Source organism: Paraplanobispora siamensis (assembly GCF_016863175.1).
Classification (GTDB): Bacteria; Actinomycetota; Actinomycetes; order Streptosporangiales; family Streptosporangiaceae; genus Planobispora; species Planobispora siamensis.
Genome location: NZ_BOOJ01000027.1, coordinates 108,135 through 121,639, shown reverse-complemented (window position 1 = coordinate 121,639; position 13,505 = coordinate 108,135). Strand labels below are relative to the sequence as shown.

The window sequence follows — 13,505 nt, the reverse complement described above, 5'->3', positions numbered from 1 at the left end:
CGTTCGAGAGCAATGCTCTCCCGCGATCCGGCGACAGTCAAGAGCAGTGCTCTCTTTTCGGGTTACCGCTCCGGTTCCAGCCCGAAGCCCTCCTCGATGCGCTTGCGGAACCAGTGGTAGGAGGCCTTGGGCGTGCGCCGCTGCGTGGCGAAGTCGACGTGGACCAGGCCGAACCGCTGGTGGTAGCCCTCGGCCCACTCGAAGTTGTCCAGCAGCGACCACACGTAGTAGCCGCGCACGTCCACGCCCTCGGCCGCGGCCTGCTCGGCGGCCCTGATGTGCCCGTCGAGGTAGGAGATCCTGGCCTGGTCGTCGACGTTCCCGTCGGGGCCGACCTCGTCGGGCTGGGAGCAGCCGTTCTCGGTGATGTAGACCGGCGGCAGGGCGTCGCCGTACCGGGCCTTCAGGCCGGTCAGGAGCTCGCGCAGGCCGTCGGGGACGACGGGCCAGCCGAAGGCGGTGACGGGGTACCCGGTGATCCCGGCGTCGGTGAACGGCAGGCCCTCGGCGGTGGGTGCGGCGATCCGGGTGGGGTTGTAGTAGTTGATCCCGAGGCCGTCGAGCGGGGCGGAGATCAGGTCGAGGTCGCCGTCGCGGACGCAGTCGAGGGTCGTGCCGTACGGTGCCAGGTCGGGATAGCGGCCGAGCAGGACCGGGTCGTTGAACAGGCGGTTGTGCAGGATGTCGTAGGCGTCGGCGGCGGCCAGGTCGGCCGGGTCGTCGGAGGCCGGCCGGACCGGGGTGCAGTTGTTGGTGATCAGCACCCGCTCCGCGCCGCCCGCCCGCAGCGCCGCCACGGCCAGGCCGTGCCCGAGCAGCTGGTGATGGGCGGCGGGCAGGGCGCCGGTGAGCAGGGCCCTGCCCGGCGCGTGGATCCCCATCGCGTAGCCGTAGGCCATGTGGACGAAGGGCTCGTTCAGGGTGATCCACATCGGGACCCGGTCGGCGAGCCGGCCGGCCACCGCGGCGGCGTACTCGGCGAAGCGGTGGGCGGTGTCGCGGGCGAGCCAGCCGCCGGCGTCCTCCAGCGCCTGGGGGAGGTCCCAGTGGAACAGCGTCACGGCCGGGACGATGCCCCGCTCGCACAGCCCGTCCACCAGCCGGTCGTAGAAGTCCAGCCCCGCCCGGTTGACCGGTCCCCGGCCGTCGGGCTGCACCCGCGGCCAGGCGACGGAGAAGCGGTAGGAGCCCGCGCCCAGGCCGGCCATCAGCGCCAGGTCCTCGGGCCAGCGGTGGTAGTGGTCACAGGCGACGTCGCCGGTGTGGCCGTCGCGGACGCGGCCGGGTTCGTGCGCGAAGGTGTCCCAGACGGAGGGGCCGCGGCCGTCCTCGGTCACGGCGCCCTCGATCTGGTAGGAGGCGGTAGCCGTACCCCAGAGGAACATCCTGACCTCCCGATGGTATGAGTACTGCTCATGTTAGCCGCCGGGTCGCCTCCGTAGGGAATGATGGAGACATGACGAACGTCTCCGGGGGAACCCTGCGCCGTCGACCCGCTCAGCGACGCAGCGTCGAGCGCGTCGAGCGGATGCTGGACGAGTGCGCGAGGCTGCTGGACGAGGTCGGATACGAGGCGCTGACCACCAAGGAGGTCGCACGCCGCGCGGAGGTCCCGATCGGGACGTTCTACCAGTTCTTCCCGGACAAGCAGGGGCTGGTGCGCGCGCTGGCCCTGCGCAACCTGGAGGCCTTCCTCGACCGGATCACCACCAGGATCTCCGACGCCGGGCCGTCCGACTGGACCGGGATGGTGGACCTGGCGATCGACGAGTTCGTCGCCATGAAGCGGTCCACCCCCGGGTTCGGCGTCGTCGACTTCGGCGAGGTGCTCTCCGCGCCGGGCGGTCCCGCGCTCAAGGGGACCGAGCGGATGCTCGACTCGGCGCTGGAGAACAACATCGTCGTGGCCGACCGGCTCCGCGCGGTCATCGTGGAGCTGCTCGGCGCCCCCGGGGGGCCGCGGCTGGACCGGGCGCTCGTCGTCGCGGTCGAGGCCGCCGACGCGGTGCTCAAACTGGCCTTCCGCACGCTGCCGGACGGCGACCCCGAGCTGATCGCCGAGTGCAAGCACCTGGTCCGGCGCTATCTGTCCGGGCACGTCTCCTAGGGAGCCCCGAGCACTCCCGGAGTCCGTCAGCGCGCGGAGTCCAGGCGGGCGCGCAGCTCGTCGTCGAGCTTGACGTCGAGGGCTCCGAGCATCTCCTCCAGCTGCTCCGCGGTGCTCACGCCGACGATCGGGACGACGGCCGGCGAGCCGCCGATCAGCCAGGCCAGCACGACCTGGTTGAGGGTGGCGCCCACCTCGGCGGCGACCTCGCGCAGCACGGCCACGCGGCGGGTGGTGCCGGGGTGGTCGAAGGCCTCCTCGAAGGGACGGTCCTCGCGGGTGAAGCCGCCGTTCATCAGCGTGCTGTAGGCCCACAGCGACAGGCCCGGCTCCTGCCGCACGTAGTCGAGGGTGTCGTCGTTGACCAGCGTGTGCCCGGCGGACCGCAGCGGGGCGTCCGGGCGGGGCCGTACGTAGGAGTGACGGAGCTGGAGGTGGGTGTAGGGCGTCCAGCCGTTCGCGCGGGAGAGGGCCCGGGCCCGCTCGAGCCGCCAGGCGGGCATGTTGCTGGCGCCGATCTCGCGGACCTTGCCCGCCCGGACCAGCTCGTCGAACGCGCCGAGGGTCTCCTCCAGCGGGACCGACCGGTCCTCCGTGTGCGCCCAGTAGACGTCGACGCGGTCGGTCCCCAGCCGCCGCAGGCTGCCCTCCGCCGCGGTCCTGACGGCCTGCGCGGACAGGCCCTCGGCGGAGTCCAGGGTGCGGTCGCCGGGGACGGTCGGCCGGGCGCCGCACTTGGTGCTCACCACGATCCGGTCGCGGCGGCCGGTCCGCGCCGCCAGCCAGCGGCCGATCGCCAGCTCGCTCTCGTCGCCGGTCGCTCCGTCGACCCAGAACGGGTAGTTGTTCGAGGTGTCGAGGATGGCGCCACCGGCCTCGGAGAACCGGTCCATGATCGCGAAAGCGGTGCGGTCGTCGACGGTGGTGCCGAAGGGGATGGTGCCCAAAGCGAGAGGGATGTGCGTCATGGGACCCAGCCTGGAAGCTGGAGTGAACTCCATGTCAAGGCGTCCGGCGGGCTTGACCTGGAGCCGACTCCAGGTGGGATGCTGCCGGACATGAGCACGAGTGTGTACACGCCGGGACAGGTGTCAGAAGAGACCGGGTTCAGCCTTGACACTCTGCGCTACTACGAGCGCATCGGGCTGCTGGAGCCGATCGGCCGCAACGCCGCGGGGCAGCGCCGTTTCACCCAGGAGGACATCGGCTGGCTCGGGATGATCCGCTGCCTGCGGGACACCGGGATGCCGATCGCCGAGATGCTCCGCTTCGCCGAGCTGGTCCGCAAGGGAGAGCACACCATTTCCGACCGGATCGCCCTGCTGGAGGCCCACGACCGCAGGGTGGAGGCCCAGGTGGCCAACCTGAGGGAGAAGCAGACGGCGATCCGCAACAAGATCGGTTACTACCGCTCGGTGTCCTGCTGACCCGTCCTGCCGACCCCGCGGTACGGCCCGCGGGGCCCTTCTGACCCTGCGGTACGGCCCGTGCCTTCCCGCTCCTCGGCGCGGCCCGCGGTGTTCTCGCCCGCAATGCTCTCTCCTCGGAACTCTTGCCCGTAGTGCCCCGAACGGGGGCTTTGCCCGGGGGCGGGTGTCCCTTTCAGTCCCGGGTGTTAGACCGGATAACCGGGACCCGGAAGGGCGCCCGGACCGGGGAGGGAGCATGGCCGCCGCGCGCACGCGCAGGATCAACGCCCCGCTGCGGCATCTCGCCGTGGTGTGCGCGGTGCTGCTGTTCGCGCTGCTGGGCAAGGCCACCTACATCCAGGTGTTCGACGCCGCCCGGCTGCGGGAGAACCCCGACAACCGGCGTCCGCTCATCGCCCGCTTCGACCGGGCCATGGGCGAGATCGTGCTGCGCGACGGCACCGTCGTGGCCACCGGCCGGGAGACCGGCGGCACCTACCGGTACCGGCGGGTCTATCCGGCCGGCCCGCTCTACGCGCCGGTCACCGGCCACCTGTCGCGCTACGGCGCCACCGGCCTCGAACGGGCCGAGGAGACCGTGCTCTCCGGGACCGACCCCCGGGTCATGGTGCGCTCGATCATGGGCGGCGCGGCGGCGGGCGCCACGGTCGTGCTCACGATCGACGGCGCGGCCCAGCGCGCCGCCTACGAGGGACTGCGGGCGACCGGGCGGCCCGGGGCCGCGGTCGCGATCGACCCGGTCACCGGCGCCATCCTGGCGATGGTCTCCTTCCCCTCCTACGATCCGAACGTCTACACGACCTTCGACGTCGAGGACCTCGAACGGGCCGACGCCCGGCTGCAGGCCGACCCCGCCGAGCCGATGCTCAACCGGGCGATCCAGCGCAACTACCCGCCCGGCTCCACCTTCAAGGTCATCACCGGGGCGGCCGCGATCGCCGCCGGGCACGGGCCCGAGGAGAGCGTCAGCGCGCCCCTGGCGGTCCGCCTGCCGGGCACCTCGGTGCAGCTGCGCAACGCGCACGGGTCCTCCTGCGGCAACGGTCTGCCCTCGCTCGCCTACGCGTTCAAGACCTCCTGCAACACCCCCTTCGCCAAGCTCGGGGTCGAGCTCGGCCAGGACGCGCTGCGCGAGCAGGCCGAGGCGTTCGGGTTCAACGCCGACGACCTCGCCGTGCCGATGCCCGTGGCCCGGAGCGTCTACCCGGCCGGGATGGACCTCGCGCAGACCGCGATGTCGGCGGTCGGGCAGTTCGACGACCGGGTCACCCCGCTCATGCTCGCGATGATCTCGGCGGCCGTCGCCAACGGCGGCTCGCTCATGCGGCCCCACCTGGTGCGGGAGGTCCGCCTCGACGACGGCACGGTGATCGGCGAGACCGAGCCCGCGGAGTACCGCCGCGCGCTGGGCACGGGCGACGCCGAACGGCTCGCCGTGATGATGGCGACCGTCACCCGGCCGGGCGGCACCGGTACGGCGGCCGCCATCCCGGGTGTCGCGGTGGCGGCCAAGACCGGGACCGCGGAGAGCGCCGCGGGCCGGAGGGACCACGCCGTCTTCACCGGCTTCGCCCCGGTCGGATCCCCCCGGGTGGCGGTGGGGATCGTCGTGGAGGGCGGCGGGTCGGGCGGCCGGGTCGCGGCTCCCATCGCGCGGGCGATCATGCGGGCCGTACTGCGGTAGGGACGCCGGTCGCGCGGTCCGGGAGCGCCGGCCGGGGCGTGCCGGACGTAGCGCGGACGAGGCGTACCGGGCGTGGGCGGTCGCCGTACCGGAGCGGGCGCGGGCACGGGTGCGGCGGTCAGGCCGAGTAGGCGCGGGACTGCAGGGTGTAGAGCTCGGCGTACAGGCCGCCCAGGTCCATGAGGCGGGCGTGGGTGCCCTGCTCGGTGACCTTGCCGTGGTCCAGGACGTAGATCCGGTCGGCGTAGCGCACGCTGGCCAGCCGGTGGGTGATGAGCAGGACGGTCCGGCCGTCGGAGTGGCGCCGGATGCGCTCGAACAGGGCGTGCTCGGCGCGGGCGTCGAGGGCCGCGGTGGGCTCGTCGCAGATCAGCAGGGGAGCGTCGCGGTGGAAGCCGCGGGCGACCGCGATCCGCTGCCACTGGCCGCCCGACAGCTCCTGGCCGTCCTTGAAGCGGCGGTCGAGCAGGGTGTTGTAGCCGTAGGGCAGCTCGGCCACCACCTGGTCGGCCCCGGCGACCTCGGCCGCCGCCGCCAGGGCCGGCTCGCCCTTGTCGGTGCCCATGTCGATGTTGTGCTTGGCGGTCAGCGGCCAGCGGGTGTGGTCCTGGGCGATGACCGCGATGTTCCGGCGGAGCAGGTCGGGGTCGACCTCGGCCAGGTCGGTGTCGTCCCACCGGACGCGCCCGCTGTCCGGTGCGTAGAGACCGGACAGGATCTTGGCCAGGGTGGTCTTGCCCGAGCCGTTCTCGCCGACGAGGGCGATGACCTCGCCGCGGTCGATGTGGATCGTGACCCCCTTCAGCGCCGGGTCGTCGGCTCCCGGGTAGGTGAAGGTGACGTCGTCGACGGCGATCCGCTCGAACGACGCGGGGGCCCGCTTCGTCCTCGCTCTGATCAGCCGGGTCTCGGCGTCGGCGCAGAAGTCGAGGAAGTCGGTGAAGTAGAGCCCCTCCTCGTAGAGGCGGTTGGTGGCGTACATCAGGTTCTGCAGGGAGCCCTTGCCCGACTGGATGGCCAGCACCGCGGTGCCCGCCACGGCCAGCGGCACCGCCCCGACGGCCAGCAGCAGGCCGAGCGCGACGTAGACCACGGCCGTGCCCACGCCGCTGAGCCCCTCGCCGACCAGCCTCGCCACCGTCTGCCGCCGCGCCAGCTTCAGCAGGATGGCCTGCTCGGCCCGGGAGACCGCGTCGTACATCCGCATCAGGAAGCCGCGCATGGTGAACGAGCGCACCTCGGCGGCCGGCTCGCGGTCGGCCAGCAGCTCGGCGATGATCCACTTGCGGCGGTGCGCGGGGATCAGGGCGTACATCGTGGTGTAGCGCATGCGCGCCGCCCGGACGGCGGCCCAGGCGTCGGGCAGGACGGCGAGCACCAGCAGGGGCAGGAGCACCGGGTGCAGGACGCCGAGCACGCCCGCGGCGGCCGCGATGCCGATGGCCGCCGTCAGCACGTCGACGGCCATGCTCACCACCGCGTCGGCCATGGCCACGCCCCGGGTCCTGGCCCGCTGCAGCGCGTCGTGGAAGTCGGGGTCGTCGAAGGAGGCCAGCTCGACCTGGCTGGTCAGGCCGTACAGCCGCTCCTCGGCGATCCTGCTGACCTGCGGGTCGAGGCGGGACTGCGCCCAGCCCGCGCCCGCCTGCACCAGCGTGCGCAGGGTGGCGGCCACGCCCACCAGGATCAGGGAGGGCAGGGCGGCCCTGACCCGCTCGGGGGTGGGACCCGCCTCGAACAGGGCCGACAGGACACCGGTCGTGGCCAGCAGCCCGAACGCGGTGAAGACGCCGCCGAGCGTGCTCAGGACGATCGTGGTGAGGGTGTCGCGGGGACTGGCCCGCCAGGCCAGCCGTACGGCCTGGGCGATGAGCGCGGGCAGCCGCCGGGCGATGGTCAGGAAGCCGACGCCGGCCATCTTGTCGGCGTGGGCGTGCCAGTCGGAGAGGTTCAGCTCGCCGATCTGGGGGTCGGGGTCGGAGGGGGAGGCCGGGGGGACGTCGGGGGAGGCGCCCGAGGGGGTGTCCGCCATACCAGCAGTGTGAGCGGCGCCACCGACAGTCCGCCACGGCTTATTACCCACCCGGCCGAACCGCCGGTACGGCGGAGGCGGATGGGTTTCTTGTGCTTTGGGAGGTTTCCCGAGGATTGCCGGACTGTGTGGCGTAGACGTTATCCGCACACACCTTGACGCCGCTCGGTGCGAGGTGGGTTGATTGCCCTACTGACAACGTTGTCACCTTTCTCGGGGGAACGCGGCGCACTGCGCCGGAACGACGACCCAGGAGGGACTGAAGCTATGCGACGACGGTGGATGGCGGCCGTCGCGGTCACCGTGGCGGGCATGCTGACGCTGACCGCGTGCGGTGGCGGCGGAGAGGAAGGCGCCGCACAGAGCCCGCAGGCGGACGCGGCCAAGAAGGTGGAGGTCTTCTCCTGGTGGACCGGGCCCGGCGAGGCCGACGGCCTGCAGGCCATGAAGGAGATCTTCGAGAAGCAGAACCCCGGCCTGACGTTCTTCGACGCGGCGGTGGCCGGCGGATCGGGCGACAAGGCGCGGGCCCTGCTGACCTCCAAGCTCCAGGCCGACACCCCGCCCGACACCTTCCAGGGGCACGCGGGCGCCGAGCTGCAGGGCTACATCAAGGCCGGTGACCTGGAGCCGGTCAACTTCCTCTACGACGAGCTGAAGCTGAAGGACGTCTTCCCGCAGCAGCTCGTCGACCAGATCAGCGTGGGCGGCCAGATCTACTCGGTGCCGGTGAACATCCACCGCTCCAACGTGATGTGGTTCAACCCCGGCGTGCTGAAGGAGGCGGGCGTCACCGAGGTGCCCGGCACGATCGAGGAGTTCGTCGCGGCGCTGGAGAAGGTCAAGCAGGCGGGCAAGGTCCCGCTCTCGATCGGCTCGGAGTGGACGGCCGTGCACCTGCTGGAGAGCGTGCTGCTCGGCTCGCTCGGCACCGAGGCCTACAACCAGCTGTGGACCGCGAACTCCGACTGGTCGGGCCCGGCGATGACCAAGGCGCTCAACGACTTCAAGACGATCATGTCGTACGCCGGCGACCCGCAGGACGACTGGCAGCCGGCCGCCAAGCAGGTGGCCGACGGCGAGGCCGCCTTCAACATCATGGGCGACTGGGCCTACGGCTACTTCCACAACCCGCCGGACGGCGGTCTGGGCAAGAAGTCCAAGACCGACTTCGACTGGGCGCCCTCGCCCGGCACCGGCGGCACGTTCATGTGGCTGTCGGACAGCTTCACCCTGCCCAAGGGCGCGCCCAACCGCGACGGGGCCGTGGCCTGGCTGAAGGTGGCCGCGAGCAAGGAGGGCCAGGACGCCTTCAACCCGAAGAAGGGCTCGATCCCGGCCCGCAAGGACGCCGACACCTCGCTGTACACCGACTACCTGGCCGACGCCCTGAAGGACTGGGGCAGCAACAAGCTCGCCGGCTCCATCCAGCACGGCGTGACGGTCAACGACGCCTGGCGGACCGCGATCAACGAGGCGGTCGGCCTGTTCCAGCAGTCCAAGGACGTGGCGGCGCTGCAGACCGCGCTGGCCGACGCCGCTAAGAACTCCGGTCAGTGACCCCCGGCCGGCGTCCCCGCCGGGGGACGCCGGCCTCCGGCGCCGGGTGGACTCCGGGCGCCCGCGCCCGCCGGGCGCGGGCCGTGACCAGGGAAGGGATGTCAGTTGACGCGTGCGCGCAGGTGGTTGCCCGGCCTGTTGCTGGTGTCGCCGTCGATCGTGGCCATCGCCGTCTTCGTGTACGGCATGCTCGGCTGGAACTTCCGGCTGGCGATGACCGACAAACACGACGAGGTCTCCGAGGGCAGCTTCGTCGGGCTGGAGAACTTCACCGGGATCTGGGACCAGCAGCGCTGGTCCCTGTCGGTCAACCACGCGATCGTCTTCACCGTGGTGTTCGTGGGTGGGGCGCTCGCGCTGGGCTGGCTGCTGGCCTTCCTGATGGAGAAGGGGCTGCGGGGCGAGGGGACCCTCCGGGCGATCTATCTGTTCCCGATGGCGATCTCGTTCGTGGCGACCGGGGTCGTCTGGCGCTGGCTGATGAACTCCGGCATCGGGGAGCGGGCGGTCGGGCTGAACCGGCTCTTCGAGGTCGTGGGGCTGGAGTCGCTGCAGTGGCAGTGGTTCCGGGACCAGGACTGGGGGATGGCGGCCATGGCCATCCCGGCGATCTGGCAAATGTCCGGATATGTCATGGCACTGTTCCTGGCGGGGTTCCGGGGCGTGCCGGATGATCTGCGCGAGGCCGCCCGGGTGGACGGCTGCACCGAGTGGCAGGTCTACCGGCACGTCGTGCTGCCGCTGCTGCGCCCGGTCACCCTGTCGGCGCTGATCATCCTCGGCCACATCTCGCTGAAGGCCTTCGACCTGATCGTCGCGGTCTCCGGCAAGCAGATCATCACCGACGTGCCCGCGGTCTTCATGTGGGTGGCGGTCTTCGACTCCCACGACCCGGCCAAGGGCGCCACCATCGCCGCCTACATCGTGATCGCGGTGAGCATCTTCGTCATCCCCTATCTCGTCTGGTCGCTGCGGAAGGAGAGGCGGTCATGACGGCCACCGCCGTACGGACCCGGGGAGCCCACGAGCGGGCGGCCCGCCGGGTGCAGTGGACGCGCGGCGTCCGGCTGGTCGTGCTGCTCGCCTTCGTCCTGATCTTCCTGACCCCGGTCTACGTGCTGCTGGTCACCAGCTTCAAGCCGCTGACCGAGGCCGACCCGTCCCGGGCCTGGGCCCTGCCGGAGACGTGGACGTTCGAGCCGTGGCGGGTGGCGTGGGAGAAGCTCGCGCCGGGCATCTGGAACAGCGTGCTGCTGACCGTGCCCGGGGCGCTGATCTCGGCGGCCCTCGGCTCGATGAACGGCTACGTGCTGTCGAAGTGGCGCTTCCCCGGGGCGGACATCGTCTTCACGCTGTTCCTGTTCGGGATGTTCATCCCCTACCAGGGCGTCATGATCCCGCTCGTCCAGCTCCTGGTGAACCTCAACGAGATCACCGGGCTGAACGGGGTCTTCTACGGCGGCATCCCCGGCCTGGTCCTCGCGCACGTGGTGTACGGCATCCCGATCTGCACGCTGATCTTCCGCAACTACTACGTCACCATCCCCGACGAGGTCATCGAGGCCGCGCGGGTGGACGGCGCCACGATGCTGCGGACCTACCGGTCGATCATGCTGCCGCTGTCCGGCCCGGCCTTCGCGGTCGTGATCATCTGGCAGTTCACCGCGCTGTGGAACGACTTCCTGTTCGCCGTCTTCCTCACCGGCCCGCAGAGCTGGCCCACCACGGTCATGCTCAACAACATCGCCGGAGCCCAGACCGTCCCCTACAGCCAGCAGATGGCCGCCGCCCTGCTCGCATCGGTCCCCACCATGATCGTCTACGTCCTCCTCGGCCGTTTCTTCATGCGCGGCCTGATGGCCGGTTCCCTGAAGGGCTGAGGCGCGCGAAAAAAGGCCCGCCGATCGGAATGCCGGCGGGCCTTTTCTTTGGAGGGCTCAGCCCTTCTTGTGGCAGTGCCACTTGTAGTGGTAGTGCCAGTGGCCCTTCTTGTGGTAGTGCCCCTTCCACCAGTGGCCGCCCTTGTACCACTTCTTGTACCAGTGCTTGTGCCAGTAGTAGCCGTGGGGGCAGCCGGCGGTCTCGCTGATCGTGACGGCACCGGTGGTGGTGGCGGTGCTCGCCTGGGCGGGAGCACTGGCGGCCAGACCGGCGAGGACCAGCGAAGCGGCGAGGGCGATGCTCGCGAGAAGCTTGCGCATGATCTCTTCCTTCCGTGAGGTGGATCCTCACCATAGGAAGCCGGTTAATTCCGCTCTATGCAGTAATGCGCACTCGCGACATTCGTTTTCGCCGGGCACCGAGCCGATCAATTGAGTTTATCCCTCCGATCCCACGATTCACAGCGACCCCGGGAAAATGCAATTCCCGGTGCGCCGCCGGGCCCGGTCACGGGCCGCCGGGGTCGGCGGCGGCCAGGGCGTCTCCCAGGGCGGTGCGGTGATAGAGGACGCTCCGGCCGGTGCGGGCGCTCGCCACCAGGCCCGCCCGGCGCAGCGCCGCCAGGTGGCCGCCCACGGTGCCCAGGCCCAGGCCGAGCAGGGCGGTGAGCCGGGTGGTGGTGGCCGGGACGGCGAGTTCGAGCAGGACGCGGGCGCGGGTCCGGCCGATCAGCTCGGACAGGCCGTCCGCGGGCTCGTGCGGGATCGCGGCGCCGCGCGCCGGATAGGTGAGCGCGTACGGCCAGGCGTGCTCGAAGTAGGAGCCGACCCCGGTGGGGAAGACCGTCGGCACGAACAGCACGCCCCGGCCGTCGAGGCGGTAGGTCTCGTCGGTGGTGGAGCGGACCTCGATGACGCCGTCGGGGTGCCAGCGCACCTTGGGCGCCAGGTCGTCCAGGGCCGCGGCCCAGCCGTACGCCGCCAGCCGCCCGGCCCGCTGGATGACGTCCCGCTCCAGGATCGCGTGGAAGCGCGGCCAGGCGGGGGCGACGATCTCCTCCCAGGCCCGCCGGAGGGCGTCGGCGAACAGGGTCACGACGTCCGGGGAGAACAGGATCTCCAGGACGGCCTCCGGCGGCCGTGGCATCCCCTCCAGGTTCCGGGCGATCTCGTCGTGCGCCTGAGCGAGCGGCGTGGCCCGCACGACCGCGAGCTCCTCCTCGATCGGCGGGTTCACCCCGGTCGGCGGCGGCGCGGGGAAGTCGGCGTTGTAGCGGTGGTCCCGGAACAGCGCCGTCATCGCCGGCAGCCCCGGCTCGGTGGCCAGCAGGCGCCCGTACGGCTCCCGCACGCGGTCGGCCCAGGCCCGCCACGGCCCGGCCTCCTTCTTGCCGGACAGCACCCAGAGCGCGGTCTTGGTCATGATGAGCTTGGAGACGACGAACCTGCTGGCCATGATGTCCCGGGAGCTGACCTCGATGCGGTAGTTCACCGGCCTCCTTCCGCCCTCGCCTCCTGACGGGTGACGTTTCGGAAATATCCGAAAGCTTAGGGCGGTGTGCCGCGCCGTCCCAGCATCGTGCCCATGGCCTCTACGGAAGACATCTGCGCGGCGGGACGCGGGGCGACCTACCGCGAGCTCTTCGCGGTCGGCGAGTTCCGGGTGCTGTTCGGCAGCTTCGCGCTCCTGGTCGCCGGCGACCAGGTGAAGATGCTGGCACTGGCGGCGCTGGTGCACGCGCGGACCGGGTCGCCCGGCCTGTCGGCGGCGGCGTACATGCTGGGCTTCCTGCCGTACATCGCAGGCGGCACCTTCCTGCTCTCGCTGGCCGACCGGATCCGTCCCCGGGCGTTGATGATCGCCGGAGAACTGCTCCGGGCGGCGACCTGCCTGCTGCTGGCCGTCCCTGACTTCCCGGTCTGGGCGATGCTCGCGCTGGTGCTCGGCACCGGCCTGTTCTCCCCGGTCTTCGGGGCGGCCCGCACCGCGCTGCTGCCCGAGCTGCTGCCGGGCGACGCGTTCGTGCTGGGCCGGTCGGTGCTGACCCTCACGGCCGCCGGGGCGCAGGTCGGCGGGCTAGCGCTGGGCGGCGGCGTGCTCGCCGCCGCGGGTCCCGGCGGGGCGCTGGTGATCACCGCGGGGCTGTCGGCCGGTGCCGCGCTGGTCCTGCGGTTCGGGCTCGGCGACATCCCCGCGCGGGGGAAGGGCGCGGGCGGGGCCGTACGGGAGACCCTGCGCGCCAACCGGGCCCTGCTGGCCGACGCGCGGGTACGCGGGCTGCTGCTGGCCCAGTGGCTGCCGGTGTCGTTCGTGACGGGGGCGGAGGCCGTGTTCATCCCGTACCTGGGCGGTACGGCGGGGCTCGCGCTCGCCGCCGCCTCGCTCGGCCTGGCCCTGGGCAACGTCGCGGTCGGCCGCCTGGTGTCCCCGCGGGGACGGGAGCGGCTGGCCCTGCCCCTGGCGGTGGCGGCGGGCGTGCCGCTGCTCGGGTTCGTCCTGCGGCCGGGGCTCGCGGGCACGGTGGCCATCGCCGTACTCGCCGCGGCGGCCGGTGGCTCCTACAGCCTCGGGCTGCAGCGGCGGTTCGTGGACGTGACGCCCGAACCGATCAGGGGACAGGCGTTCGGGCTGGTGTCGGCGGGGATGATGACCGGCCAGGCGGCGGGCGCCGCGCTGACCGGGCTGGCCGCCGAGCTCACGGCGCCGCACTCGGCGATGGCCCTGGCGGGAGTCGCGGTGATCCTCGGCTCCCTCGTCCTGCGCCGCTCGCTGCGGTGGGACCCGGCCGGGCCTCACGGCGCCCGTGAATGA

General features: G+C 71.8%; 12 protein-coding genes. 7 read left to right on the top strand and 5 right to left on the bottom strand.

Annotated features, from left to right (window positions below):
- Positions 1 to 62: 62 nt before the first annotated feature.
- Entirely contained in the window at positions 63 to 1,385 is a 1,323-nt protein-coding gene (locus tag Psi01_RS14960; RefSeq protein ID WP_204064604.1) for a GH1 family beta-glucosidase, read from the bottom strand.
- A 71-nt stretch (positions 1,386 to 1,456) separates the two neighbouring features.
- Here Psi01_RS14960 and Psi01_RS14955 point away from each other — a divergent pair, with 71 nt between their 5' ends.
- On the top strand, positions 1,457 to 2,107 hold the full coding sequence (locus tag Psi01_RS14955) for a TetR/AcrR family transcriptional regulator (RefSeq protein WP_204064603.1): 651 nt from the start codon (positions 1,457 to 1,459) through the stop codon (positions 2,105 to 2,107).
- 26 nt (positions 2,108 to 2,133) lie between these two features.
- Here Psi01_RS14955 and Psi01_RS14950 read toward each other — a convergent pair whose 3' ends face one another.
- Positions 2,134 to 3,075 (bottom strand): aldo/keto reductase, encoded by a 942-nt coding sequence (locus Psi01_RS14950; RefSeq protein WP_204064602.1) that lies wholly within the window; start codon positions 3,073 to 3,075, stop codon positions 2,134 to 2,136.
- A gap of 90 nt (positions 3,076 to 3,165) precedes the next feature.
- On the opposite strand from Psi01_RS14950, the gene Psi01_RS14945 reads away from it, so the two are divergent.
- Positions 3,166 to 3,534 (top strand): MerR family transcriptional regulator, encoded by a 369-nt coding sequence (locus Psi01_RS14945; RefSeq protein WP_204064601.1) that lies wholly within the window; start codon positions 3,166 to 3,168, stop codon positions 3,532 to 3,534.
- 238 nt (positions 3,535 to 3,772) lie between these two features.
- Positions 3,773 to 5,221, top strand: a complete 1,449-nt coding sequence (locus Psi01_RS14940; protein WP_204064600.1) for a peptidoglycan D,D-transpeptidase FtsI family protein — start codon at positions 3,773 to 3,775, stop codon at positions 5,219 to 5,221.
- 118 nt (positions 5,222 to 5,339) lie between these two features.
- Here the strand turns inward: Psi01_RS14940 and Psi01_RS14935 are convergent, their stop codons facing one another.
- Complete coding sequence (locus Psi01_RS14935) at positions 5,340 to 7,253, bottom strand: ABC transporter ATP-binding protein (RefSeq protein ID WP_204064599.1); 1,914 nt, start codon at positions 7,251 to 7,253, stop codon at positions 5,340 to 5,342.
- Positions 7,254 to 7,520: 267 nt separating this feature from the next.
- Between Psi01_RS14935 and Psi01_RS14930 the strand changes: the two genes are divergently transcribed.
- From Psi01_RS14930 to Psi01_RS14920, 3 genes are all read left to right on the top strand, one after another.
- Positions 7,521 to 8,813 (top strand): ABC transporter substrate-binding protein, encoded by a 1,293-nt coding sequence (locus Psi01_RS14930; RefSeq protein WP_204064598.1) that lies wholly within the window; start codon positions 7,521 to 7,523, stop codon positions 8,811 to 8,813.
- Positions 8,814 to 8,918: 105 nt separating this feature from the next.
- Positions 8,919 to 9,806, top strand: coding sequence for a carbohydrate ABC transporter permease (locus tag Psi01_RS14925; protein WP_204064597.1), 888 nt, complete (start codon positions 8,919 to 8,921; stop codon positions 9,804 to 9,806).
- Positions 9,803 to 10,693: a carbohydrate ABC transporter permease gene (locus Psi01_RS14920; protein ID WP_204064596.1), complete on the top strand. Its 891-nt coding sequence runs from the start codon at positions 9,803 to 9,805 to the stop codon at positions 10,691 to 10,693. The genes Psi01_RS14925 and Psi01_RS14920 overlap by 4 nt, the downstream gene beginning before the upstream one ends.
- Before the next feature lie 57 nt (positions 10,694 to 10,750).
- Here Psi01_RS14920 and Psi01_RS14915 read toward each other — a convergent pair whose 3' ends face one another.
- The gene (locus tag Psi01_RS14915) at positions 10,751 to 11,014 is read right to left on the bottom strand and encodes a Csu type fimbrial protein (RefSeq protein ID WP_204064595.1); all 264 of its coding nucleotides are present in this window, start codon (positions 11,012 to 11,014) and stop codon (positions 10,751 to 10,753) included.
- Positions 11,015 to 11,201: 187 nt separating this feature from the next.
- On the bottom strand, positions 11,202 to 12,185 hold the full coding sequence (locus Psi01_RS14910) for an ArsR family transcriptional regulator (RefSeq protein ID WP_239127681.1): 984 nt from the start codon (positions 12,183 to 12,185) through the stop codon (positions 11,202 to 11,204).
- A 93-nt stretch (positions 12,186 to 12,278) separates the two neighbouring features.
- On the opposite strand from Psi01_RS14910, the gene Psi01_RS14905 reads away from it, so the two are divergent.
- The gene (locus tag Psi01_RS14905; protein WP_204064594.1) at positions 12,279 to 13,505 is read left to right on the top strand and encodes an MFS transporter; all 1,227 of its coding nucleotides are present in this window, start codon (positions 12,279 to 12,281) and stop codon (positions 13,503 to 13,505) included.